Raw genomic sequence first — 23,634 nt, 5'->3', positions numbered from 1 at the left:
GGACCGGCTCATTGCGCGCTGCGCAGAATCCGGAGACACCGGTCGTGCGAGAGGTTCATCGGGTTGCGCCCCTGCCCCTTCATCTCGCCATGATCATGCGGCGTCTGGAGACCCATATTGCCCTCCATCGCCCGGCAACTCTCGACCTGCGCCGAGGTCGGCCGCGTGGTCACACAGGCGCCTAGAAGCAGCGCCGGCGTGAGGACGGCGATCAAACGCATTTTCTTCATGACAAAACCCCTTTCGCTCGTGGTGATCGTTCGTCCTGCGCTGCCTGATGTTTCTTGTTATGCTGCTGGTCTTTCCGCCGCGCCGTCAGGAAGGCGAGGATCGGGCAATCGGAGACCGGCACTTCGCCCGGGCATTCGTCGGCGAGCATCCGCAGCATGTCGCGGATATCCGACAGGCGCTCGAGCCGGGCTTCGGCGTCCGCGATCTTGGCAAGCGTGATATCGAGCACGGCCTGGGCATGCGCGGTGTCCGACGCCCTGAGTGCCAGCAGCTGCCGGGCCTGTTCGAGTGTGAAACCAAGCTCCTGCGCCGAGCGGATGAAATTGACGCGCTCGAGGTCGGTCGCGTCGTAGAGCCTGTAGCCCGCTGCCGTGCGCGCGGGCTCGCGCAGCAGGCCCATCCGCTCATAATAGCGGATCGTATCCCGCCCCACGCCTGCGGCCGCGGCCAGTTCGCCGATCTTGAAATTGCCCATGTCATCCGCTCGATCATGCCGGTTGGACCATGGTCCAGGGTCAAGCGGTTTCGCTTTGACCCCGAACGGTCTCCTCGTCGCCGGCGGCCCGCTGCCCCGACGCGTCGCAGGGCAGCCCGTGCCGCCGGGCCACCGGCTTGTCAGTTCTTGCGAAGCTCGACGATGTCGTGCCTGGCAGGCGTGCCGTCGGCGACGGACACGTGCGCGAAGTGATCGTCAAAGATATGGTCGATCGTCACATGGCCGACGAGCTGGCGGTGATAGGTCGGCGCCACGCCCTTGGACGGACCCGGATGGGTCACGACGCGATAGACCTCGAGCTTCTGGCCGACCTCGGCGCCATCGGCCTTGCCGATGCAGACGACCGTGCCGTTGCTGCCCGTGTCGACGATCGAGCCGCGCATGAACAGGCTGTGCCCGATGCCCTGGGCCATAGCGGGGACGGCAGCAAGCATCGAAATGCCGGCAAGCGCGACCATGAGAGTTTTTCTGACCATATTCACCTCCTTGGATGGTAAGCCACCGCCCGGACTTTGCCGAGGGGAAGAGCGTCTCTTCAGGCTTGGGACTACGGTCCCGGGTCCAGCCTCGATATACGTAGAGGCCGCAGCCGATCTTCTTCCCCGGGCCGGATCTTTATTGACGCGGAGTTGACGGAATCAGCCGTCAGCACTTCAAAATCCGCGCGGCGCGAGACTTTGGTTGGCTGCGCCCGCGAAACCCGCTAGATATCGAGGCCCGTGAAACGCCTGCTCGCCCTCCTGCTCGTCATCGGAGCGCTGTCCGGTCTCTTCGGAGCCCAGATGGCGGCCGCGCACAGCGTGCCGCAGGCGGCAGGCGCGCCGCTGGCCAAGGGCATGGATGCGGACTGCATGGCGATGATGGCCAAGCAGCAGCCTGCGCCCAGCGAAAAGCCCTGCAAGGGCCTGACGCTCGATTGCATCGCCGCGATGGGGTGCGTGATCCCGCTGGTCGCAGCGGACCTGGCAGGCGGCGTTGCGCCTGCGCGTCTCTACGACGCGCCCAGCTTCTGGACGACCGACACGATATTGACCGGCAAGGCGGTTGCGCCCGAGCCGGATCCTCCCACCAGCCTTGCCTGATTGAACGAGCACGGGCTGCGCGCATCGATCGATGCGTGCGCGCCCGGTTTCCTTCTTTTCAGTCAAAGGTTTTCGTGATGATCAAACTGCTTCCGGCCGCCCTTGTGGCGGCCCTCAGTCTCGCCGCGCCTGCGCTTGCAACCGACGCGAGCCGCACGCCGCAAGGCCATTGGGAATGGCGGTCGGCGCCGCAATATGGTCCGCGGGCGACTGGCCCTGCGCGTGTCCGCATATGGGTGCCCGACAGCCGGGACATGGCCAGCTGCGATTGCGCGATGATGCAGGCAAGCGCCGCCGACTGCATGCGCGGCGCAGTCAGGTCGGACAAGGGCTAAACCCGCTCCGGAGCGGCGCGTCACATCTTGGCGCGCCGCCTCTGTCATGAGGGGATGATATCCATGATCATGATGCCGAGGCGCGCTGTGCGACGCCTGTTGCTCTCTATCGGTGCGACGCTTGCGAGCGCCTGGGCCGTGCCGGTGTCGGCCGGCCCGCTCACCTACGAGCAGGCAGTGAGGCTCGCTGCCGCCAACGCGCCAAGCCTCAAGGCGCGCGCGGCGGCGACAGCCGGCGCCCGCTCTTCGGCGGTCGCGGCCGATCGCCTGCCCGATCCGACGCTCGACCTGGGCCTGCAGAACTTCCCGGTGAGCGGCCCCAATGCCGGCAGCTTCACGCGCGACGATTTCACTATGGCGACGATCGGGTTCAGCCAGACCTTCCCCAATCTCGCCAAGCGCCATGCACGCGCCGCGCGCGCCGCGGCCGATATCGGTATCGCCGAGGCGGGCGAGCTGGTCGAAGGCCGCAACGTGCGGCTCGAGACCGCCCTCGCCTGGGTCGATCTCTATTATGGAGAACGCCGGCTCCGGCAGCTCGACCTGCTCGATGCCAGCCTCGACGACCTGCAGAAGACCGTGACCGCACGCCTGGCGTCGGGCAGCGCGCGCCCGAGCCAGGCGCTCGAGCCCGACCAGCTCCGCGCCGCCATCGCCGATCGCCGCGCCGAGATGGCTGCGGTGGTGGCGCAGGCGCGGGCCCGGCTCGCGCGCTATACCGGCGACCCCGACCCGCAGGCGACGGGCGACCCGCCGATGCTCGATGTCGATCCGATCCGGCTGCGGGCCGGGATCGATGCGCTTCCCGCCCTGCGCGCGCAGGACGCGCGGATCGCAGTCGCCGAAGCGGACGTGCGTCTCGCGCGCGCCGACAAGCGCCCCGACTGGAAGGTCGGCGTCACCTATGGCCGGCGCGATCCCATGTACGGCGACATGGCCTCGGTCGGCGTGTCGATCGACCTGCCGCTGTTCGCCGGCAAGCGCCAGAACCCCAGGATCGCTGCAAGCGAGAGCCTTGCGCAAGGGGGTCGGTTCGACCGCGAGGCGATCCGCCGCGAGCTGGTGGCGCAGCTCGACGCCGATCTCGCAGACCATGCCATGCATCTCTCCCGGTTGCGCAATGCCCGCGAGACGCTGGTGCCACTCGCCAGGCACCGCGCCGAGCTCGACCGCGACAGCTATGGCGCCGGCAAGCTCGACCTTGGCGCCGCGCTGCTCACGACGCTCGGGCTCGCGGAGGCCGAGGTCGAGGCGCTCAACCGCGAAGCCGACGTCGCGCGCGACGCGGTCCGCATCACTATCACCTATGGGGAGGAGCGGCCATGACGCTCGATAAATCCGCGCTGCGCTGGGGCGCATCGATCCTGGCTGTCGCGCTGCTGGCCGGCGGCACAGGCTATTGGGCTGGCCATCGCCAGGCACCGCAATCGGAGGCGACCACGCCCGCCGGGGCAGGCAAAGTCCTTTACTGGTACGATCCGATGTTCCCCAACCAGAAGTTCGACAAGCCCGGCAAGTCGCCCTTCATGGATATGCAGCTCGTGCCGCGATACGCGGACGGAGGAAGCGCCGGCGCGGCCCCCACGGTCGCCGTCGATCCCGCCGCGCGGCAGAGCCTGGGATTGCGGGTCGTCGCGGCGAAGATGGGCAGCCTTGCCTCGGCCCTCGAGGTCACCGGCACGATCGACTTCAACCAGCGCGACGTCGCCGTCATCCAGGCGCGTTCGGGCGGGTTCGTGAGCCGCGTCTATGCGCGAGCGCCCGGGGACGTGGTCCGCGCCGGCGCGCCGATCGCGGACCTGCTCCTGCCCGAATGGGGCGGCGCGCAGACCGAATATCTGAGCGTCAGGCGGCTCGGCAAGCCCGACCTCACCGCGGCCGCGCGCCAGCGACTGCGGCTGATGGGCATGTCCGACGGCCTCATCGCCAGCGTCGAGCGGAGCGGACGCCCGAACGGCGTGGTGACGATCACGACGCCGATCTCGGGCACGATCCAGACGCTCGACGCCCGTGCCGGCGTGACGCTCGCCATGGGCCAGACGCTCGCCCAGGTAAGCGGGCTCGGCACCGTCTGGCTCAATGCCGCGGTGCCCGAAGCGCGCGCGGGCGATGTCCGGGTCGGCCAGAATGCCAGCACCACGCTGGCGGGCTTCCCCGGCGAGCGCTTCGCCGGCCGGGTGATCGCGATCCTGCCGACCACGCAGGCCGACAGCCGCACGCTCACCGTGCGGATCGAGCTGCCCAACCGGGACGGCCGGTTGCGGCCGGGCATGTTCGCCAGCGTCGCGCTTGGCGGCGATGCCAAGCCGGCGCTGCTGGTGCCGAGCGAAGCGGTGATCCGCACGGGCAGGCGCACGCTCGTCATGCTGGCCGCAGGCGACGGGCGCTATCATCCCGCCGAGGTCCGCATCGGCCGCGAGGCAGGCGGCGAGACCGAGATCCTTGCCGGCCTGTCGCCCGGCGAGAACGTCGTCGTCTCGGGGCAGTTCCTGATCGATTCCGAGGCGAGCCTGTCGGGAATCGAGGCGCGGCCGATCGGCGGCGGTGCGGCATCGGCGACCATCGCCGCGCCGGCGTCGAAAGCCACGCTGTACGAGACGACGGGCAAGATCGAGCGGATCACGGCCAATTCGGTGACGCTCAGCCACGAGCCCGTTCCCGCGCTCGACTGGCCGGCGATGACGATGACCTTCGCGCTCGCCAATCCGGGCATCGCGCGCGGCTTCAAGGCGGGTGACCGGGTCCGGTTCGGGTTCGACCGGCCCCCGGCGGGACCGACGCTGCGGCATATGGCGAAGGTGGCGGGCCAGTGATCGCCCATCTCATCCGCTGGTCGGTGAGGAACCGCTTCTTCGTCGTGCTCGGCATGCTCGCGCTGGTCGGCGCGGGCCTGTGGGCGGTGCGCTCGACCCCGATCGACGCGCTGCCCGATCTTTCCGACGTGCAGGTCGTGATCCGCACTTCCTATCCGGGTCAGGCGCCGCAGATCGTCGAGAACCAGATCACCTATCCGCTCACCACCACCATGCTGTCGGTGCCCGGCGCCAAGACGGTGCGCGGCTATAGCTTCTTCGGCGACAGCTTCGTCTATGTGATCTTCGAGGACGGCACCGATCTCTACTGGGCGCGCAGCCGCGTGCTCGAATATCTCAACCAGGTCCAGGGTCGGTTGCCGGCCAGCGCCCGCAGCGCGCTCGGGCCGGACGCGACCGGGGTCGGCTGGGTCTATGAATATGCGCTGGTCGACCGCACCGGCCGGCACGATCTCTCGCAGCTTCGCGGGTTGCAGGACTGGTTCCTGCGCTACGAGCTGAAGACCGTGACCGGCGTGGCCGAAGTCGCCAGCATCGGCGGCATGGTCAAGCAGTACCAGGTGCTGCTCGATCCGGTGAAGCTCGCGGCCTACGGCGTAACCCACGCCCAGGCAGTGCAGGCGATCAGCCAAGCCAATCAGGAAGCCGGCGGCTCGGTGCTGGAAATGGCCGAGGCCGAATATATGGTCCGCGCCTCGGGCTATCTGAAAACGCTCGACGATTTCCGGGCAATCCCGCTCAAGACTGCGGCGGGCGGCGTGCCCGTCCGGCTCGGCGATGTCGCCACGATCCAGGTCGGCCCCGAGATGCGGCGCGGCATCGCCGAACTGAACGGCGAAGGCGAGGTCGCCGGCGGCGTCGTTATTCTTCGGTCAGGCAAGAACGCCCGTGAGACCATCGCGGCGGTCAAGGACAAGCTCGCCGATCTCAGGAAAAGCCTGCCGCCGGGCGTCGAGGTGGTCACGGTCTATGACCGCTCGCAGCTGATCGATCGCGCGGTCGAGAACCTCACCCGCAAGCTGGTCGAGGAGTTCATCGTCGTCGCATTGGTCTGCGCCCTGTTCCTCTGGCACGTCCGCTCGGCGCTGGTCGCGATCCTGACCTTGCCGCTCGGTGTGCTGGCCGCGTTCGTCGTAATGCGGTTCCAGGGGGTGAACGCCAACATCATGTCGCTGGGCGGCATCGCCATCGCCATCGGCGCGATGGTGGATGCGGCGGTCGTCATGATCGAGAACGCCCACAAGAGGATCGAACGCTGGGAGCAGGATCACCCGGACAGACATCTCGATGGCGAGATGCGCTGGATCGTCGTCACCGAGGCGGCGGCCGAGGTCGGGCCGGCGCTGTTCTTCAGCCTGCTGATCATCACGCTGTCGTTCATTCCGGTCTTCACCCTGGAGGCGCAGGAAGGCCGGCTGTTCGCGCCGCTCGCCTTCACCAAGACCTATGCGATGGGCGCGGCCGCGATCCTGTCGGTGACCCTGGTGCCGATCCTGATGGGCTGGCTGATCCGGGGCCGCATTCCGGCCGAGCAGGCCAATCCGGTCAATCGCTGGCTCACCAATATCTACCGGCCCGCGATCGACTGGACGATGAAGCGGCCCAAGGCAGTGCTGCTGATCGCGGCTCTGGTGTTCGCCACCACGGCCTGGCCGCTCAGCCGGCTCGGCGGCGAGTTCATGCCCAATCTCGACGAGGGCGACCTGCTCTACATGCCCTCGGCGCTGCCGGGCCTCTCGGCCGCCAAGGCGAGTGAGCTGCTCCAGCAGACCGACCGCCTGATCAAGACCGTGCCCGAAGTCGAAAGCGTGTTCGGCAAGGCCGGCCGCGCCGAGACCGCGACCGATCCCGCGCCGCTCGAAATGTTCGAGACGACGATCCAATTCAAGCCCCGCGACCAGTGGCGGTCGGGCATGACGCCCGAACGCCTTGTCGACGAGCTCGATCGCCGGGTGAAGCTTCCGGGTCTCGCCAATATCTGGGTGCCGCCGATCCGCAACCGCATCGACATGCTCGCGACGGGCATCAAGAGCCCGATCGGGGTCAAGGTGTCGGGCAGTGACCTCGCCGAGCTCGACCGCATCGCGCATGATGTCGAGACCGTGGCCAGGAGCGTGCCCGGCGTCAGCTCGGCGCTCGCCGAGCGGCTGACCGGCGGACGCTATGTCGATGTCGACATAGACCGCGCCGCCGCCGCGCGGTTCGGGCTCAACATCGCCGACGTCCAGGCCATCGTCTCCGGCGCGATCGGCGGCGAGACGATCGGCGAGACGGTCGAGGGCCTCGCCCGCTATCCGATCAGCGTGCGCTATCCGCGCGAATTGCGCGACAGCCTCGAAAGGCTGCGGGCGCTACCGATCCTGACGCCCGCGGGCCAGCAGATCACCTTGGGCACCGTGGCAAACGTCTCGATCGCCGAGGGACCGCCGATGCTCAAGACCGAGAATGCCCGGCCTTCGACCTGGGTCTACGTCGATGTGCGCGGGCGCGATCTTGCCTCGGTGGTCGGCGATCTGCAGCGTGCGGTGGCGAAACAGGTCAGGCTCTCGCCTGGGGTCAGCATCGCTTACTCTGGCCAGTTCGAATATCTCGAGCGCGCGGTCGACCGCTTGAAGCTGGTCGTGCCCGCGACGCTGCTGATCATCTTCGTGCTGCTCTACCTCATCTTCGGCCGCTTCGACGAGGCGGCGCTGATCATGGGGACGCTGCCGTTTGCGCTGACCGGCGGCATCTGGACGCTTTATCTGCTGGGGTTCAACCAGTCGATCGCCACCGGGGTCGGGTTCATCGCGCTCGCCGGCGTCTCCGCCGAGTTCGGGGTGGTGATGCTGATCTATCTCAAGAACGCGCTGGCCGAGCGCGGCGCACATCCGGACGCTGCCGAGGTCGAGGCCGCCGTGCGCGAAGGCGCGCTGCTGCGCGTCCGTCCCAAGGCGATGACGGTGGCGGTGATCCTGGCCGGCCTGCTGCCGATCCTGCTGGGATCAGGCGCGGGTTCGGAGGTCATGAGCCGGATTGCCGCGCCGATGATCGGCGGCATGCTGACCGCGCCCTTGCTCTCAATGTTCGTCCTGCCCGCCGCCTACCTGCTGTTGCGCCGGCCCAAGACCGATCCCATCCCTCAACCCGTTTCATCATGAAGGAGAAGACGATGAACCATGCACGACTGACCATTGCCCTCGGCCTCGCCGCCCTGACTGCCGCGTGCGGCAAGAAGGCGGAGGCCCCCGTTGCGACTGAGACCAACGAGGCGGCGCCCGCCGCGACCATGAGCGGCGACATGGGCAACATGTCGATGGCGCCTGACGCGAACGCCGCGATCAAGGCCAAGGGCCATGGCACCGTCACCGCGATCGACAAGGCGGCAGGCACGATCACGCTCGATCATGGTCCGATCCCGGAGGCCAAGTGGCCCGCGATGACGATGGCGTTCAAGGCCGCGCCGTCGATCACCGATGCGGTCAAGGTCGGCGACAAGGTCGATTTCGACCTCTCGCTCAAGGGCAGCGATGGCGAGGTCACCGCGATCGCAAAGCAGTGATCCGCTAAGTTCGACCGGAAAAAGCTGGTTGCGGCGCCGCTCCCGGGCGGCGACGCCCGTGCCGGCCGTCTGCCTGGCTGTGCGCCCGGTCGACGGTTGCGACCGGCAACGCCCAATGCCAGCGGCGTTTCCCTGCGCGATCACCGACAATTTGAGCACGCTTCGCGGATCGCACATTGAACGTGCAAGCCGCCCTTGCTCGCGATAGCCTGAACGGCAAGGAGCCCAGTTTAGATGACCCAGCCAGTATGACCTTGTTACCCGCGACACATCATGATCTCGTGAGCGAGCTTGTCCGTCGTTGGCGAGACGATCCCGGCGCCACCTATCGCTCCTGGTTTCTGTGGGACGAACGGCTGAAAAACTTCCGCTCCATCCGTCGCGGGCTGCAGCAGGTGGTCGCAGAAATCGAAAGTGGGCGGTTCGGCGTCGCCTATCGCGGCTCGTCACTGGAAACGGTTGTCCACTCGATCGCCGAACAGCGGCAGATCTTCAAGGGCGCCGACCATGCCTGGCTGTGGAAGCCCAAGCTGCGCATTCCAGACATCTACGAAAGCCCGGACAACCAGCGGGCGTTCGGTCGCCTGCTCGACAATTGCTCGTGCTGCGATACCGCCGAGGAGATCATCAGCCACATCCGCAGCATAGACGCGCTCAAGATCAAGGGGCTGGGGCCGGCGGCGGCCAACCTGCTCTATTTCCTTCACCCGACGCTGGTGCCGCCCTTCAATACCGCGATCGTCAAGGGCTACAATGCCGTCACCGGCGCCAAGGTGAAGCTCGGGTCATGGGATCATTTTCTCGCCATGCGCGCCGGCATCCTCGACCTCAACGACCGTTACCGCGAGTTGCTCTCCAACGATCTCGGCGCGATCGGCGGACTGTTGTTCGACATTGGCTCGGGCCGCTATCCCGCGCCACCGCTGGAGGATGACGCAACGGCGGCCGACGACTGGCTCGGCAGATTGGAACATGCCAGAGCGGAGGCAAGCCGGCTCGACAAGACAGCCGCCGCGCAGGGCGAAACCGATCGCACGCACGCCGAAATCCAGGCCTGGCTGCGCGACCTCGGCCATGCCCTCGGTTACGATGTGTGGATCGCCGCCAATGACCGCGGTCGACTTCACGCTGGCTGCCCGCTTGGACAGGGATGCCTCGAGCGCCTTCCAGACGCCATTGCGACCTCTCCCGGAGCGGACTCGATCCGCCTCATCGACGTGTTGTGGCTGGCGAAGGGTGGCGACGGCGTCGCCGCCGCGTTCGAGGTTGAACATTCGACCTCGATCTACTCGGGGATCGTGCGCATGCTCGATCTGGCGCTGTCGGGGAGCGATCTGCACGCTGCCGCCGGGCTATTCCTGGTCGCACCGAATGCGCGCGAGCAGGACGTTCGCGCGCAACTCCGTCGCCCGGCTTTCAGCCGTATTGCCGATCTCGACTTCGCCTATCTGCCCTATGGCGAGCTGGAGAGAAACAGGGACGCGATCGCTCGTTTTGGAACGGGATTGAAGGCCATCAAGGCGATCTCAAGCCCCCTTCCCTGAAAGGGGGCGTTTGCGGGAGGGGGCGGAATCCTACGCCAAGCTCGCCCAGATAGCCGGCGCGAGATCTTACTTGTTGCTGCCTTCTACGGTCGCGCCAGAAAGGCGACGGCTCAGTTCTATCCGGCGATGGCTACGCATTTTGAAGGTGTCTGGCCCAACGCGCCGATACTCAATGAAGCCGAGAGAACGCCAAAATCGCTCTGCCGCTTCATTCGCTTCCAGCACGGCCAACCGAATCTCTGTGGCACCTCTCGCAGCGGCCCAGCTTTCGACCGTCGAGTAAATTGAGCGTCCGACGCCACGACCACGCTGTGCGGCATCTACGATCATGAAGCCGAGATACCATGTGCCATCACGCGGATAATCGCGGAGGATGGCCGCGATTGCATATAGGCCGCCAGGCCCCTTCCATCCCAGGACAGCTTGATTGTGGGCGCTCTTTTCGGGCGGCACATCGGAGAAAAGCTCGCGAGCATCGTCCAGCGTGGGCGCGGCCCCGTCCTGCAACAGGAAATAGTCGCTGCAACGGTTGTACAGGTCTGCAACGTCTGCGGCGTCCGCTTGGGTAAGTTTGATCGGGGCTCCCGTCATCATCATCGCGTTTTGGCAGCAAGCACGCGCTGACCGTAATCCCGGAGTTCCCCGTTGGGACCGACATAGCGGTAGAGAGTGACGCGCTCGATCCCGAGTTCCTTGCAGAGGTCGGAAACGGACGTGTCGCGTTGGGCCATAGCAGCCTGAGCGAGCCGCACCTGGGCCTTGGAGAGGGCGAACTTGCGGCCACCCTTGCGTCCCCGCGCGCGGGCAGCGGCCAGGCCAGCCATGGTGCGCTCGCGGATCATATCCCGCTCAAACTCCGCCAGTGTGGCAAAAATGCCGAACACCATCCGGCCCGATGGCGTCGTGGTGTCGATCTGCGCGCCCTTGCCGGTGAGCACCCGCAGACCGATACCGCGATCCGACAGATTCTGCACCGTGCTGACCAGGTGGGTGAGCGTTCGGCCGAGCCGGTCGAGCTTCCAAACGATGAGGACATCGCCGTCGCGCAACGATTTCAGGCAGGCGGCAAGACCGGGGCGATCATCACGGCTACCGGATGCACGATCATCATAGATATTGCCTGGCTCGACACCGGCAGCGCGAAGGGCATCGTGCTGCAGGTCGAGCGACTGCGAGCCGTCGGCTTTGGACACGCGGGCGTAGCCGATCAGCATGGATCACAAACGAAGGTTTGAGGCGGTGACGAACATGAGCACATAAGATTGGGCTATTGTGTATCTTAACCAGCATCTCAATCAAGCTATCTCAAACCGTAGCTCGGAAAGAATAAGGAGCATGTATGCCGCGTCGCGTGACCCTGACCGATCGACAGCGCGAGGCGCTGCTTCACTTGCCGGTCGATCAAGGTGAGCTGCTGCGGCACTATACCCTCAGCGATGAGGATCTCGGGCATATCCGCCAGCGCCGGCGCGCCCACAATCGTTTTGGCTTCGCGCTGCAACTGTGCGTCCTGCGCTACCCGGGCCGGGTGCTCGCTCCTGGCGAGTTGATCCCGGCGCAGGTATCGGATTTCATCGCGGCCCAGCTCGGCCTGACCAGCGACGATCTACTCCTCTATGCCGCGCGCGAGGAGACCCGGCACGAGCATCTGGCGGACCTTCGCCGAATCTACGGCTATCGCTCCTTTTCGGGGCGGGGCGCACGGGATTTGCGCGAATGGATCGCTCGGGAAGCCGAGGCGGCGACATCGAATGAGGATCTTGCCCGTCGCTTCGTTGCGGAGTGTCGCCGCACCCGCACGATCCTTCCCGGCTCCTCGACGATCGAGCGCCTTTGCGCCGATGCGCTGGTTGAGGCCGAGCGCCGGATCGAGGATCTTATCGCCCATCGCATCACGCCAACCCTGAGCGAGAATTTGGCTCACCTGTTGGAGGATACGGTGGATGGTCGCGTCACGCGCTTCGTATGGCTGCGACAGTTCGAGGTTGGCGCAAATTCAGCAGCCGCTAACCGGCTGATGGATCGACTGGAATATCTTCAAAGGTTCGATCTTCCGGCGGATTTGCTGGACGGCGTGCCGGCGCATCGTGTGACCCGGCTTCGCCGGCAGGGCGAGCGCTATTACGCCGACGGCATGCGTGATCTGCCCGAAGACAGGCGGCTTGCGATCCTCGCTGTCTGCACCCTGGAATGGCGGTCATCGCTGGCCGATGTCATCGTGGAGACCCACGATCGCATCGTAGGCCGTCTCTATCGGGCCTCCGAACGCCTTTGCAACACCAGGATCGCCGACGAAAAGGCGGCCGTTCGGGACACGCTGAAGTCCTTTGCCGAAATCGGTGGTGCTTTGCTTGGAGCGCAGGACGATGGCACGGCCCTGGACGGGATAATCGCCACCGGTCCTGGCTGGGAACGGTTCAGAACCCTTGTCGCCACGGCCTCCGCGCTGACCAACGTGCTCGCGGCCGACCCGCTCAGCCGTGTGCTGGACGGCTATCACCGTTTCCGCCTCTACGCGCCCAGGATGCTGCGCCTGCTCGACATGCAGGCGGCGCCGATCGCCACGCCTCTTCTGGCGGCCGTTGCGATGCTGCGTAACGGGATCAAGGTCGATCCGCCGGTGGATTTTCTACGTCCCAACTCGAAATGGCATCGTCATCTTTGCGCTGAGCCCAGCGGCGACCACCGGCTTTGGGAAATCGCGGTGCTGTTCCACATCCGCGACGCCTTCCGGTCCGGTGACATATGGTTGGCGGGATCGCGCCGCTATGGCGACCTCAAGCAGCTTCTGGTCCCGCCACAGGCGATAGAGCAGACCGCGCGGCTCGCCGTGCCGCTGCGACCCGGCGAATGGCTGGCCGAGCGCAGGGCTCGACTGGATACACGGCTGAAGGAGTTTGGCCGCGCGGCGCGAACCGGCACGATCCCAGGCGGCATCATCGAGAACGGCAAGCTGCACATCGACAAGCTGAGGGCCGACACGCCCGAAGGGGCCGAGGATCTCGTGCTCGATCTCTATCAACAGCTCCCGCCCGCGAGGATCACCGATCTGTTGCTGGAAGTCGATGAGCGAACCGGATTTTCCGAGGCGTTCACGCATCTGCGCACCGGCGCGCCCTGCAGCGACCGGATCGGCCTGATGAACGTGTTGCTGGCGGAAGGCGTCAATCTCGGTTTGCGCAAGATGGCGGCGGCGACCAACACGCACAGCTTCTGGGAATTGCTGCGGATCGCGCGCTGGCATGTCGAAGGCAGCGCCTATGATCGGGCGCTCGCCATGATCGTGGAGGCCCACGCCGCCCTGCCCATGGCCGCCTTCTGGGGACAAGGGCAATCGGCATCCAGCGACGGGCAGTTCTTCCTTGCTACCGAGCAGGGCGAGGCGATGAATCTGATCAACGCGAAATATGGCAACGTCCCGGGCCTCAAGGGATACAGCCATGTGTCCGATCAATATGCGCCGTTCGCAACCCAGGTGATCCCGGCAACGGTCAGCGAGGCTCCCTATATCCTGGACGGGCTGCTCATGAATGACGCGGGCCGCCGCGTTCGCCAGCATTTTGCCGACACGGGCGGCTTCACCGATCATGTGTTCGCCGCCTGCGCCTTGCTCGGCTACAGGTTCGCCCCCCGTATCCGCGATCTCCCTCAGAAAAGACTCTATGCCTTCACGCCCAACGCGACGCCGGCCAATGTGCGAGCGCTGGTCGGAGGTAAGATCAATGAACCGCTCATCGAGCGCAACTGGCCCGACATCCTGCGCATCATGGCGACGATCGCAGCGGGGATCGTCGCCCCCAGCCAGATTCTTCGCAAGCTCGCCTCTTACCCGCGCCAGAATGAGCTGGCCCTCGCATTGCGAGAGGTGGGCCGCATCGAGCGAACCCTGTTCATGATCGACTGGATTCTTGATGCCGGCCTCCAGCGCCAGGCTCAGATCGGCCTCAACAAGGGTGAGGCCCACCACGCCCTAAAGCGCGCCATCAGCTTCCACCGCCGAGGTGAAATCCGGGATCGATCCGGCGAAGGCCAGCACTATCGCATCGCCGGAATGAACCTGCTCGCCGCCATCATCATATTCTGGAACACCATGAAGCTCGGCGAGGTCGTCAATACCCGGGCCGCCAGCGGTACCCATATCGCGCCTGATCTACTCGCCCACGTCTCGCCGTTGGGATGGGAACACATCAATCTAACCGGGGAATATCGCTGGCCCAAATCCTTAGCGTAGGATTCCGCCCCCTCCCGCAAACGCCCCCTACGATTGAGAAGCGCGGCGGAATCTCTTAGATTGATCGCTGGAGGCTTTGTTCGCGGAGACGCGCACATTGCCTTCTTTTCGTTTTAGGAAGCGCTGCCCTAAGCGACAGAAGCCAGAGCTTTGACAATGCGGCATTCCGCGATGGAGCCGACCATGTATCTTGATCCTATCGGTGCAGACACGCGATGATGGCGGTCACGACGGCGGTGGTTTCCGCGACGTCGCGCACCCTCACTGTGTCGAGGCCGATTTCAGCAGCGGGATAGTCATTCCCACCGGGGAATATCGCATCCCCAATGAACAGCATCCCGTCGAGCGGGACACCGCTCTCGGCACTCAGGCGCTTCAGGCCATAGCCCTTGTCGATCCCTGCTCTGGTCACGTCGATCGATGTCGTGCCACCGAGATTGATCGAGAGCTCCGGCAGCTTCGCGCGCAACGTGGCCTGCAACGCGGTCCTCTTCTTTCGGTCAGGATCCCACGCTTCCTTTTCCTTCAGCGGCGCTGCCTGCCCCAGGCCCGAAAAGGTGATCTGGCTGCCCCGGTCCTCGATCCGTTCGCCCCAGATACGTTCGTCGGCGAGACCGGCATCGGTCAGCGCCTGATCGAAGGCCGTGCGGATCTTCGCCTTCTCCGCGTCGTCGAACAGTTCGGCATAGACCGCGCGCCAAGCGCCATTGATGAACCGATAGAGTTTCGTGCCTGTGGTCGGCATCAACCAGAGACGGTCGAGCGCGACGCCGGCAGGAAGGCGCGAGGCGATCTGCTTTTCGAACTGCGGCCAGTCCCCGCCCGAGATCACCGCCACATCCGTGATGGCGAGCAATCGGGCGAGGATTGCGGCCATATCCTCCGATAACGGCCGCTTGCTCTCGGCAAGCGTGCCGTCGAGGTCGAAGGCGATCAGCCACTTCATGCCGCCTTCCCTGCCGGATCGCGGTAGGCGAGCAGCCTGAGCGCATTGATGACGACGAGCAGCGTCGATCCCTCATGAACCGCCACCGCTGGCCCAATGCCGAGGCCGAGGATGGTAGCAGGCACCAGGAAGGCGACGACACCCAGGCTGACGAAGACGTTCTGCCGGATGATTCCACGGGTATGGCGGCTAAGACCGACTGCGAATGGCAGGTGCGCCAGATCGTCGGCCATCAGCGCCACGTCGGCTGTCTCCAGCGCAACGTCCGACCCCGCCGCGCCCATCGCGATGCCGACCGTGGCGCTTGCCATCGCCGGCGCATCGTTCACGCCGTCGCCCACCATCGCGACCTTGTCTTCGCCGGCGAGCTTCTTGATCGCGGCAACCTTGTCTTCGGGCATGAGGTCGCCCCACGCTTCGTCGATCCCGACTTCGTCGGCGATCGCTTCGGCGACTTTCTGGTGATCGCCGGAGATCATTATCATCCGCGACACGCCCATCTCGTGCAGCCGACGCAACGCGGTCTTGGCAGCTTCGCGAGGCGTGTCCATCAGGCCGATCGCGCCCAGGTCGCGGTCCCCCTTGCGGACCACCATTGTCGTGCGGCCGTTCTCGCGCAGCTTCGCGATTGCGTCCTGCGCGCCCTGCCCCAGCGCCGGAATGCCCTCACTTCCGAACATCTCGGCCTTGCCGATCCACACCGTCTCGCCATCCACGCTCGCGGTGACGCCCCGACCGGTCAGGCTCTTGAGGTCGCCGGCAGTCGGCACGGCACGATCGTTCAGACGTTCGCGGCCGTCCTTGACGATCGCTTGGGCCAGGGGATGGTCGCTCAACGCTTCGACGGCGACAGCCAGCGCCAGCAACTCGCCTTCATCGGCGCCATCGACGGGCACGACATCAGTGATGCGCGGACGACCTTCGGTCAGCGTGCCCGTCTTGTCGAAAGCGATCGCTTTGAGCGACCCGAGGTTTTCGAGCGGTGCACCGCCCTTCACGAGCACGCCGCCCCGCGCTGCACGGGCAACGCCCGACAGGACCGCGCTCGGCGTTGCGATCGCGAGCGCGCACGGGCTTGCCGCCACCAGCACCGCCATCGCGCGATAGAAGCTGTCGCGGAACGGCTCGTCGACGACCACCCATGCGAACAGCAGGAGCACTGACAGGACCAGGACGGCGGGCACGAAGATCCGTTCGAACCGGTCGGTGAAGCGCTGCGTCGGCGACTTCTGCGTCTCCGCTTCGCTCACCATCTTCACGACCTTGGCAAGCGCGCTTTCATTGGAACGGCGTGTCACCTCGATCTCGATCGCGCCGCCGCCGTTGATCGTACCAGCAAAAACCCGGCTTTCCGCGTCGACTGCATCGGGCTTGGCGCGTGCCGCTGCGGCATCTGCGACCGGCACCTTGTCGACCGGGATGCTTTCACCCGTGACCGGGGCCTGGTTGATCGCGCTGGTGCCCTTGATGACGAAGCCGTCGGCAGGCAGGCGCTCGTTCGGGCGGACGATGGCAATGTCCCCGACGACCATCTGCTCGACCGGGATTTCGCTGGTCTGCCCGCCGCGTCGCACGGTCGCGGTTTCGGGCGCGAGCTTCGCCAGCGCCTCGATCGCCTTCTTGGCGCGGCCCATTGCATAATGCTCAAGCGCATGGCCGAGGCTGAACAGGAACAGCAGCAGCGCACCTTCGGCCCATGCGCCCAGCGCAGCGGCGCCGGCCGCAGCGACCAACATCAGCGTGTCGATCTCGAACTTCTTCATCCGGAGGTTGTCGATCGCCTCGCGCAGCGTGAAGAATCCGCCGAAGAAATAGGCTGCGATATAGCAGGCGGTCGGCAGCCATTCGGGCGCGCCAGCGACCAGCCTCTCGATCGCGTAGCCGATCCCCAGCAGCGCGCCACAGGCGAGCGCGAAGATCAGCTCGGTATTGGGGCCGAGAAATTCGGCGTGGCTATGGTCGTGGCCATCGCCGGGGCCGTGCTTCTCTTCGCCCGCGCCGTGGCCCCCGGGGCCGTGGTCGTGGCCGGCATGTTCATCGGCAGCGACCCGCTTGCCCACCCTCACCTTCAGCTTGCGAAGCGCAGCGCGCACCTCCTCTTCGGTGGTTTCGCGGCGATCATATTCGACCCGGACAGACCCGCTGGTGCTGGCGCTTGCCTGGACCACGCCGGGCAAGGCGCACAGCGCATCGCTGACCGTGCGCGCCCGACGTTCGTGGTTGATCCCCGTCACCTGCCAGATCGCATGGCCGTAGCGCTCGGTGATTTCGGCACCTGCGGCGCGCACCATTTCGCGCAACCGTGGCAGCGGCAGCTTGGCGGCATCGAAATGGATGCACAGCGCCGCTGGCGTGTTGCCGTCGAGACAGATCACATGCGCCCGCTCGACACCTTCGCGCTTTGACAGGGTTGATACGAGACGGTCCAGGCAGGCATCGGCCGCGTCAGGAAGGTCCGGCAACAACACTGGAATGTCGAGTTCGAGCTTGTCGTTCATGACGACCTCCTTTCGCTTTTCTTGGTTTCGGCGCGCGCGTCGCGCAGGATTTCGACACCGCCCTTGATGGCGATGATGGCGGTGGCGAAGCCGACCAGCAGGTCCGGCCAATTGGTACCCAACCACAGCACCAGCACGCCGGCGATCAGGATGCCGCCGTTGGAAATGAAGTCGTTGAAGCTGAAGGTGGTTGCGGCCCGGAGATTGACGTCCGGATCCTTGAGGCGCTGGAGCAGCCGCAGGCAGAGGTAATTCACGACGCCGGCGATCGCGGACATGACCATCATGGTAGGTCCGATGGGCTCGCTGCCCTGCACGTAGCGCCGTCCGACATCGATCAAGATGCCGCCCGCGAAGATCAGCAGCATGACGCCCGAAGCGACCGCGGCGCGTGTCTTCCATGTCTGGCCCCGGGTGAGCGCCACAAGGCTCAGCGCATACACAGCCGTATCGGACAGGTTGTCGACGCCGTTGGCGATCAGCGCGCTCGAGTCCGCGAAGAAGCCGGAAACGAAGAAGCCCGCAGCGATCGCCGCGTTCAGCAGCAGGACGATCCACAGTGTGCGGCGCTCCTGCCCGCCATTGTTGTCGTTGCCCGGGATCATCCCATCATCTCCTCAAGTGTCAGCAGGGCCAGGAAGCCGACGAAAAACATCGAGCTGATGAGCGGGGTGTCGGGTTTCTCGTGCGCCTCGACCAGCAACTCCTCCGTGACGAGGTAGAGCAGCGCCATCAGCCCGAAGCTGAGGAAGCCGGCGATCATCACCGGCGACAGCGCGGCGACCGGCACGGCAGCGAGCGCGCCGATCGGCAGCAGCAGGGCCAATGCCGAGACGATCACGATGATGCGCAAGCGCGAGCGATAGGTTTCCGCCAGCTCGTCGGTCAGCGTCAGTCCCAGAAATAACACTTCCAGAGTGAGCGCGATCGTCAGCAGGAGACCTGCCTTCTCGCCCGCCACGAAAGCGAGGCCGAGCACCAGGCCGTCGACCAGAATGTCGATGCCGATCGCGGCGAGTAGCGCCATCGGCCCCTTGAAGCGGGCCTCAAGAGCCTTGAGCCCCAGCATGGTCGCGACGCCCGCCGCCCCGCCGATCAACGTCGCGCTGGGCGATGCCTCATGCTTGACCTGCGGCAGGATTTCGGTCGCTGCCGCCGCGAACACGACGCCGGCAGCGAGATGCTGTAGGCCCGCCACGAGGCCAGGTTTCAACTTGGTGCGGCTCGCGACAATCGCGCCGAGCACGACCGCCAGCACAGGCGCAAGCGTATAGAGCAGTGCCTGCATTTCCTAGGACTCCTCCGGGGTTCGGTGGCAGACGCGGATCTTCCCGCGTCGCGTGAACGCGATCGATCCGCCCGCCACGACAGCCCGCGAATGGTCGCCGCGAAACTCGTCACCGGTTCGCTGCGCGCGCAGGATCTCGGTCCTGCCCTTCGGCAGCCAGGTGACGGCCATTTTCAAGCCGTCATCGATGAAGTCGACATCGGCGCGTGTGCCGTCGTCGCAGTACATGATGCGCTGCGCGATTAGTTTCGACGTCAGATGCTTTTCATGCGCCGGCTCGGTAGGCTGGGTCGGCGCTGGATTACACGCCCCTATAACCGCCCCGGAGACGAGAACGACGCCGAGGCGCGCGATCGCCAGACCGGCCCGATTCAGGCCGCACAAGGTTGTCACATTTGAAATCGACGTGTCAGACATCGGTCTCTTCCGACGAAGCGCCCTGTGGCGTTCGAAGGCAGGGCAGTTCATCGCGTGCCTTCCTGCTCGCAGATCCGGGTACGGCCATCGCCTTCCACGATGGTGAGCTGCGACCCCTTGAAGGTCGCGGTGGCTGTTTCGCCGACATATTGCAGGCCCTGCGCTGGCGCGGTCAGCATCATCGGCGGTCCCCCGTTGGAGCGCCGCAAATCGATCTGCAGGCCGTTGTCCTTGTAATCGACGAACAGCGGTTCCCCGTCGGAACAGCGATATCTATGCCGCCCCATTTCCCCGGTCGCCACGGCGCTGTCGGACGAATGGATCTGCTGCTCCGTTGGCGGGGCTGGCGGCTTTCTTTCCGAGCACGCCGCGAGCCCGACAACGAGGATGACGGCGGGCAGCACCCGCTTACAGTGCATCATCATCGCGCCTTCCTCCTGCAGCGGAAGGGGACGCGCTGACGATTGATAGCCCGGGCAGGCTGACCTACCCGCCAGCGGAGATAGGTTGCGAGGCGATCGTCAGATTCGACCATCAGGGATCGCAGGCGGCGCAACATCATCGCCGCGAACGGCAGGGAGAGCGCCCCGCGCAGCGTGCAGCTATGCGTTAGCCTGGTGCCGCCATCGTCCCCCGCCAGCTCGTACCGCTCTTCGAGCGTGAACAGATAGGGGATGCCGCAGGACCAAGCGAAGGCGTGCGGTTTATCGAATCGATCAATCCGTGCTGGCGTCCGAATTGGCCGGGTGATGCCCTGGATCGCAAAGGTGCATTCTGTGTCGCCGAGCCGGGACGGATCATCGAGAAATACGAGCGGACTCCACGCCCGGCGATGATCCGGATCGGTGAGTGCCGACCAGATGCGCAGTGGCCCGCCGTGAAGCATCGAGCTGGTTATGGTGCGAGGCATATCCCCATCTCCCAGAGATGGGCGGGGCGATCGCGGATCGCCCCGCCCATCCATCAGGCCAAGTTGTTCACGAAGGTCTGACCGTGGTCGTCCCCTTCATGCTCCTCATTGTAGTGCTCGGGTTTCTCGATCACTTTCTGCCCGAACCGGGCATAGAGTGTCGGCAGCACGAACAGCGTAAGAAGCGTCGCCGAGATCAGACCGCCGATGACGACCGTCGCCAAAGGCTTTTGAACCTCTGCGCCGGCGCCTTCGCCCAGCGCCATCGGCACGAAGCCGAGGCTGGCGACTAGCGCGGTCATGATGACGGGTCGCAGACGCTGCATCGCGCCAACATGCGCGGCTTCCTCGCGGCTCATCCCTGATCGGATCAGATCTTGGATCGAGCTGACCATGACGAGGCCGTTGAGGACCGCGATGCCCGAGAGGGCGATGAAGCCCACTGCCGCCGAGATCGAGAAGTCCATGCCCCGCAGGAACAGCAACAGGACGCCGCCCACCAGCGCGAAAGGCACGCCGGTGAACACGATCGCGGCGTCGCGGACCGATCCCAACGCCCCGTAGAGGAGCAGCAGGATCAAAATGAAGCAAGCCGGAATGACCAGCTTCAGCCGTTCGCTTGCCGATTGGAGGTTCTCGAACTGGCCGCCCCATTCGAGATAGGTGCCGGCAGGCAGCCGGAGTTGGCTGCCGATCGCCGCCTGCGCATCCGCCACGACGGATCCGACGTCGCGGCCACGCACGTTGGCTTGCACCACCACGCGCCGCTTGCCGTTCTCGCGGCTGATCTGGTTCGGACCATCGACCACCTTGATCTCGGCGACGCTGGACAGCGGTACATAGCCGCCGCCTGCCACCGGCACCTGCACCTGTTGGAGCAGGCCGATGTCGGCACGCTGCGCCTCCGACAGGCGGATCACCACGGGGAAGCGACGGTCGCCCTCGAAGATCTGGCCCGATGTTCGCCCGCCGATCGTCGCAGTCACGGTGTCCTGCACATCCTGAGCCGTAACGCCCAACCGCGCCATCGCGTCGCGGTTGACGCGAATGTCGAGCATGGGAAGACCGGTCGTCTGCTCCACCTTCACGTCCGCTGCGCCTTGCGTTCTGCGCAGCACCGCCGCGATTTGCTCGGCCGTCCGGTTCATCTGGTTGAAGTCGTCCCCGAACACCTTCACCGCGATGTCGCCGCGCACGCCGGCGATCAGCTCGTTGAAGCGCATCTGGATGGGCTGGGTGATCTCGTAGGCATTTCCCGGAATCTTCGCGAGATTACCCTCGATCCGGCTGACCAGCTCCTCCTTGGGAAGCTCAGGATCCGGCCAATCCTTGCGCGGCTTCAGGATGACGAACATGTCGGTCGCGTTCGGCGGCATCGGGTCGGCCGCCAGCTCGGCGGTGCCCGTCTTGGAATAGACGAATTGCACCTCCGGCTGCTTCGACATCATCCGCTCGATCGGCACCTGCATCGCCTGGCTCTGCTGGACCGACGTTGCCGGAATGCGGAGCGACTGGATCAGCAAATCGCCTTCGTCGAGCTGCGGCAGGAACACCGAGCCGAGCGTAGTGAAAGCAAGCGCCGCCACCACAAGGCTTCCCACACCCGCACCGATCGTCAGCGTCGGGCGCTTCATGGCCCGGTCGAGACCGGGTTCGTAGCGCTTCTTCAGCCACGTGATGATGCGGCCGTCCTTCTCCTCGACCTTCTTCGACAGCCAGATCGCAATCATCGCCGGCACGAAGGTGAGAGAGAGGATGAAGGCGAAGGCGAGCGCGATGATGACGGTCAGCGCCATCGGTCCGAACGTTTTACCCTCCACGCCGGTCAGCGTGAGCAGCGGTACGTAGACGAGGATGATGATTGCCTGCCCGTACACAGAGGGACGGATCATCTCACGCGCAGCGGCTGCCACGGTCGCGAGCCGTTCCTTGACGCTGAGCAATCGGCCTTCATGATGCTGTTGCTCGGCAAGCCGGCGCAGCGCGTTTTCGACAATGATGACGGCGCCGTCGACGATCAGACCGAAGTCCAAAGCCCCAAGGCTCATCAGATTGGCCGAGACCCCAGCGCGCAGCATACCAAAGCCTGTCAGCATCATGGTGATCGGGATGACCAACGCCGCGATCAGGGCCGCACGGAAGTTGCCGAGCAGCAGGAAGAGCACGACGATGACCAGCACCGCGCCTTCGGACAGGTTTTTCGCGACCGTCTTGATCGTCGAATTGACCAGCTCGGTGCGGTTCAGCACCGGCTGAATTACGACGTCAGGAGGCAGCGAAGCGTTGATCGTCTTCAGTTTCTCAGCGACCGCGGTCGACACGATGCGGCTGTTCTCGCCGATCCGCATGATCGCCGTGCCGACGACGACTTCGGTACCGTTCTCCGATGCCGAACCCATGCGGATCGCCTGACCCGTCTTCACAGTCGCAACTTGTTCGACCGTGATCGGCACGCCGTTACGTGTCGCGATCACGGTCCTGGCCAACTCGCTGGCATTGCGAACGAGCGCATCCGAGCGAACAGCCAGACCTTCGCCATTGCGATTGACGAAGCCACCGCCGACGCTGGTGTTATTGCGCTCCAGCGCATTTCCCAGGTCCGTCAGCGTGATGCCGAGCGAGGCCAGCTTCTGCACGTCGGGCACGACGAGGAACTGCTTGGCGTAACCGCCAATCGAGTCGACACCGGCGAGGCCCGGTGTGGTCTTCAGAAGCGGCGTCACGATCCAGTCCTGCGCGGTGCGCAGGTAGGTCGCCTTGTCCTCTTCGGTCGTCAGTCGCTCGCCCTCTGGCGTGATGTAGCTGCCATCGGGCTGTTGGCCCGGTTCACCGGGCTTGTGCTTGTCGTCCTCGCGATGATCGAGACGAACGGTGTACATGTACACCTCGCCCAGGCCTGTCGCGATCGGACCCATTTCAGGGTTCACGCCGTCGGGCAGATTCTCTTGCACGCCCCGCAGACGCTCGCCCACCTGCTGGCGGGCGAAATAGATGTCCGTCGCGTCCGAAAAGACCGCCGTGATCTGCGCGAAGCCGTTGCGGCTCAACGAGCGCGTATATTCCAGGCCGGGGGTGCCGGCGAGCGCGGTTTCGATTGGAAACGACACCTGCTTCTCGACCAGCTCGGGCGAGAGGGCAGGCGCGCGGACGTTGATCTGGACCTGATTGTTGGTGATGTCCGGCACCGCGTCGATCGGTAGCCGGTAGAGGGAAAAGGCGCCGATGGCGGCGACGATGACGGTGAGGAGCAGGACTAGCCAGCGCTTCTCGACCGCCCAGGTTACGATACGGGCGATCATGGC

The 23,634-nt window shown here is 65.4% G+C and carries 21 protein-coding genes; 8 read left to right on the top strand and 13 right to left on the bottom strand.

Annotation, left to right across the window (positions count from 1 at the left end):
* Window positions 1-8: 8 nt before the first annotated feature.
* From SLG_RS19685 to SLG_RS19675, 3 genes are all read right to left on the bottom strand, one after another.
* Entirely contained in the window at window positions 9-230 is a 222-nt protein-coding gene (locus SLG_RS19685) for a hypothetical protein (RefSeq protein WP_007406426.1), read from the bottom strand.
* Complete coding sequence (locus SLG_RS19680) at window positions 227-706, bottom strand: heavy metal-responsive transcriptional regulator (protein ID WP_007406417.1); 480 nt, start codon at window positions 704-706, stop codon at window positions 227-229. Before SLG_RS19680 ends, SLG_RS19685 begins: the two co-directional genes overlap by 4 nt.
* 140 nt (window positions 707-846) lie before the next feature.
* Window positions 847-1,203, bottom strand: coding sequence for a hypothetical protein (locus SLG_RS19675; protein ID WP_004212653.1), 357 nt, complete (start codon window positions 1,201-1,203; stop codon window positions 847-849).
* Window positions 1,204-1,446: 243 nt separating this feature from the next.
* On the opposite strand from SLG_RS19675, the gene SLG_RS19670 reads away from it, so the two are divergent.
* The 7 genes from SLG_RS19670 to SLG_RS19640 all read left to right on the top strand — a co-directional run bounded on the left by SLG_RS19670 (window position 1,447) and on the right by SLG_RS19640 (window position 10,042).
* Window positions 1,447-1,809, top strand: a complete 363-nt coding sequence (locus tag SLG_RS19670; RefSeq protein WP_007406428.1) for a hypothetical protein — start codon at window positions 1,447-1,449, stop codon at window positions 1,807-1,809.
* Window positions 1,810-1,886: 77 nt separating this feature from the next.
* Window positions 1,887-2,144 (top strand): hypothetical protein, encoded by a 258-nt coding sequence (locus tag SLG_RS19665; protein ID WP_007683334.1) that lies wholly within the window; start codon window positions 1,887-1,889, stop codon window positions 2,142-2,144.
* A 63-nt stretch (window positions 2,145-2,207) separates the two neighbouring features.
* Entirely contained in the window at window positions 2,208-3,470 is a 1,263-nt protein-coding gene (locus SLG_RS19660) for a TolC family protein (RefSeq protein ID WP_013039107.1), read from the top strand.
* Window positions 3,467-4,957: an efflux RND transporter periplasmic adaptor subunit gene (locus SLG_RS19655; RefSeq protein ID WP_007406384.1), complete on the top strand. Its 1,491-nt coding sequence runs from the start codon at window positions 3,467-3,469 to the stop codon at window positions 4,955-4,957. The genes SLG_RS19660 and SLG_RS19655 overlap by 4 nt, the downstream gene beginning before the upstream one ends.
* On the top strand, window positions 4,954-8,097 hold the full coding sequence (locus SLG_RS19650) for an efflux RND transporter permease subunit (RefSeq protein ID WP_007406408.1): 3,144 nt from the start codon (window positions 4,954-4,956) through the stop codon (window positions 8,095-8,097). Before SLG_RS19655 ends, SLG_RS19650 begins: the two co-directional genes overlap by 4 nt.
* A gap of 11 nt (window positions 8,098-8,108) precedes the next feature.
* Window positions 8,109-8,498, top strand: a complete 390-nt coding sequence (locus SLG_RS19645) for a copper-binding protein (RefSeq protein ID WP_007683329.1) — start codon at window positions 8,109-8,111, stop codon at window positions 8,496-8,498.
* Window positions 8,499-8,746: 248 nt separating this feature from the next.
* A complete protein-coding gene (locus SLG_RS19640; RefSeq protein ID WP_013039108.1) occupies window positions 8,747-10,042 on the top strand; it encodes a hypothetical protein in 1,296 nt (431 codons plus the stop codon).
* A gap of 66 nt (window positions 10,043-10,108) precedes the next feature.
* On the opposite strand, the gene SLG_RS19635 is transcribed toward SLG_RS19640, so the two are convergent.
* A complete protein-coding gene (locus SLG_RS19635) occupies window positions 10,109-10,639 on the bottom strand; it encodes a GNAT family N-acetyltransferase (protein WP_007686150.1) in 531 nt (176 codons plus the stop codon).
* A complete protein-coding gene (locus SLG_RS19630; protein ID WP_008832583.1) occupies window positions 10,636-11,256 on the bottom strand; it encodes a recombinase family protein in 621 nt (206 codons plus the stop codon). Before SLG_RS19630 ends, SLG_RS19635 begins: the two co-directional genes overlap by 4 nt.
* Window positions 11,257-11,381: 125 nt before the next feature.
* Between SLG_RS19630 and SLG_RS19625 the strand changes: the two genes are divergently transcribed.
* Window positions 11,382-14,273, top strand: a complete 2,892-nt coding sequence (locus tag SLG_RS19625; RefSeq protein WP_013849879.1) for a Tn3 family transposase — start codon at window positions 11,382-11,384, stop codon at window positions 14,271-14,273.
* 196 nt (window positions 14,274-14,469) lie between these two features.
* On the opposite strand, the gene SLG_RS19620 is transcribed toward SLG_RS19625, so the two are convergent.
* From SLG_RS19620 to SLG_RS19585, 8 genes are read right to left on the bottom strand one after another with little or no spacing between them, the layout of a single operon-like run.
* Window positions 14,470-15,219: an HAD-IIB family hydrolase gene (locus SLG_RS19620; protein ID WP_004212890.1), complete on the bottom strand. Its 750-nt coding sequence runs from the start codon at window positions 15,217-15,219 to the stop codon at window positions 14,470-14,472.
* Complete coding sequence (locus tag SLG_RS19615) at window positions 15,216-17,717, bottom strand: heavy metal translocating P-type ATPase (RefSeq protein ID WP_004212886.1); 2,502 nt, start codon at window positions 17,715-17,717, stop codon at window positions 15,216-15,218. The genes SLG_RS19620 and SLG_RS19615 overlap by 4 nt, the downstream gene beginning before the upstream one ends.
* On the bottom strand, window positions 17,714-18,322 hold the full coding sequence (locus tag SLG_RS19610) for a cation transporter (protein WP_004212885.1): 609 nt from the start codon (window positions 18,320-18,322) through the stop codon (window positions 17,714-17,716). The genes SLG_RS19615 and SLG_RS19610 overlap by 4 nt, the downstream gene beginning before the upstream one ends.
* Window positions 18,319-19,005, bottom strand: a complete 687-nt coding sequence (locus SLG_RS19605; RefSeq protein ID WP_004212882.1) for a ZIP family metal transporter — start codon at window positions 19,003-19,005, stop codon at window positions 18,319-18,321. The genes SLG_RS19610 and SLG_RS19605 overlap by 4 nt, the downstream gene beginning before the upstream one ends.
* Before the next feature lie 3 nt (window positions 19,006-19,008).
* Window positions 19,009-19,422, bottom strand: a complete 414-nt coding sequence (locus SLG_RS19600) for a hypothetical protein (protein ID WP_004212881.1) — start codon at window positions 19,420-19,422, stop codon at window positions 19,009-19,011.
* A 47-nt stretch (window positions 19,423-19,469) separates the two neighbouring features.
* The gene (locus SLG_RS19595; protein WP_009824022.1) at window positions 19,470-19,847 is read right to left on the bottom strand and encodes a hypothetical protein; all 378 of its coding nucleotides are present in this window, start codon (window positions 19,845-19,847) and stop codon (window positions 19,470-19,472) included.
* Complete coding sequence (locus SLG_RS19590; protein WP_013849881.1) at window positions 19,844-20,332, bottom strand: SRPBCC domain-containing protein; 489 nt, start codon at window positions 20,330-20,332, stop codon at window positions 19,844-19,846. Before SLG_RS19590 ends, SLG_RS19595 begins: the two co-directional genes overlap by 4 nt.
* Before the next feature lie 53 nt (window positions 20,333-20,385).
* Entirely contained in the window at window positions 20,386-23,631 is a 3,246-nt protein-coding gene (locus tag SLG_RS19585) for an efflux RND transporter permease subunit (RefSeq protein ID WP_004212878.1), read from the bottom strand.
* Window positions 23,632-23,634: the final 3 nt, after the last annotated feature.

The sequence above is a fragment of the Sphingobium sp. SYK-6 genome, from assembly GCF_000283515.1.
Lineage (GTDB): Bacteria > Pseudomonadota > Alphaproteobacteria > Sphingomonadales > Sphingomonadaceae > Sphingobium > Sphingobium lignivorans.
This window is presented reverse-complemented; position numbering and strand designations above follow the sequence as displayed.

Excerpts from the sequence above, each read along its gene's own strand:
- SLG_RS19685 (WP_007406426.1), bottom strand. The coding sequence starts at position 230 with ATGAAGAAAATGCGTTTGATCGCCGTCCTCACGCCGGCGCTGCTTCTA.
- SLG_RS19680 (WP_007406417.1), bottom strand. The coding sequence starts at position 706 with ATGGGCAATTTCAAGATCGGCGAACTGGCCGCGGCCGCAGGCGTGGGG.
- SLG_RS19675 (WP_004212653.1), bottom strand. The coding sequence starts at position 1,203 with ATGGTCAGAAAAACTCTCATGGTCGCGCTTGCCGGCATTTCGATGCTT.
- SLG_RS19665 (WP_007683334.1), top strand. The coding sequence starts at position 1,887 with ATGATCAAACTGCTTCCGGCCGCCCTTGTGGCGGCCCTCAGTCTCGCC.
- SLG_RS19660 (WP_013039107.1), top strand. The coding sequence starts at position 2,208 with ATGATCATGATGCCGAGGCGCGCTGTGCGACGCCTGTTGCTCTCTATC.
- SLG_RS19655 (WP_007406384.1), top strand. The coding sequence starts at position 3,467 with ATGACGCTCGATAAATCCGCGCTGCGCTGGGGCGCATCGATCCTGGCT.
- SLG_RS19645 (WP_007683329.1), top strand. The coding sequence starts at position 8,109 with ATGAACCATGCACGACTGACCATTGCCCTCGGCCTCGCCGCCCTGACT.
- SLG_RS19640 (WP_013039108.1), top strand. The coding sequence starts at position 8,747 with ATGACCTTGTTACCCGCGACACATCATGATCTCGTGAGCGAGCTTGTC.
- SLG_RS19635 (WP_007686150.1), bottom strand. The coding sequence starts at position 10,639 with ATGATGATGACGGGAGCCCCGATCAAACTTACCCAAGCGGACGCCGCA.
- SLG_RS19630 (WP_008832583.1), bottom strand. The coding sequence starts at position 11,256 with ATGCTGATCGGCTACGCCCGCGTGTCCAAAGCCGACGGCTCGCAGTCG.
- SLG_RS19625 (WP_013849879.1), top strand. The coding sequence starts at position 11,382 with ATGCCGCGTCGCGTGACCCTGACCGATCGACAGCGCGAGGCGCTGCTT.
- SLG_RS19620 (WP_004212890.1), bottom strand. The coding sequence starts at position 15,219 with ATGAAGTGGCTGATCGCCTTCGACCTCGACGGCACGCTTGCCGAGAGC.
- SLG_RS19615 (WP_004212886.1), bottom strand. The coding sequence starts at position 17,717 with ATGAACGACAAGCTCGAACTCGACATTCCAGTGTTGTTGCCGGACCTT.
- SLG_RS19610 (WP_004212885.1), bottom strand. The coding sequence starts at position 18,322 with ATGATCCCGGGCAACGACAACAATGGCGGGCAGGAGCGCCGCACACTG.
- SLG_RS19605 (WP_004212882.1), bottom strand. The coding sequence starts at position 19,005 with ATGCAGGCACTGCTCTATACGCTTGCGCCTGTGCTGGCGGTCGTGCTC.
- SLG_RS19600 (WP_004212881.1), bottom strand. The coding sequence starts at position 19,422 with ATGTCTGACACGTCGATTTCAAATGTGACAACCTTGTGCGGCCTGAAT.
- SLG_RS19595 (WP_009824022.1), bottom strand. The coding sequence starts at position 19,847 with ATGATGATGCACTGTAAGCGGGTGCTGCCCGCCGTCATCCTCGTTGTC.
- SLG_RS19590 (WP_013849881.1), bottom strand. The coding sequence starts at position 20,332 with ATGCCTCGCACCATAACCAGCTCGATGCTTCACGGCGGGCCACTGCGC.
- SLG_RS19585 (WP_004212878.1), bottom strand. The coding sequence starts at position 23,631 with ATGATCGCCCGTATCGTAACCTGGGCGGTCGAGAAGCGCTGGCTAGTC.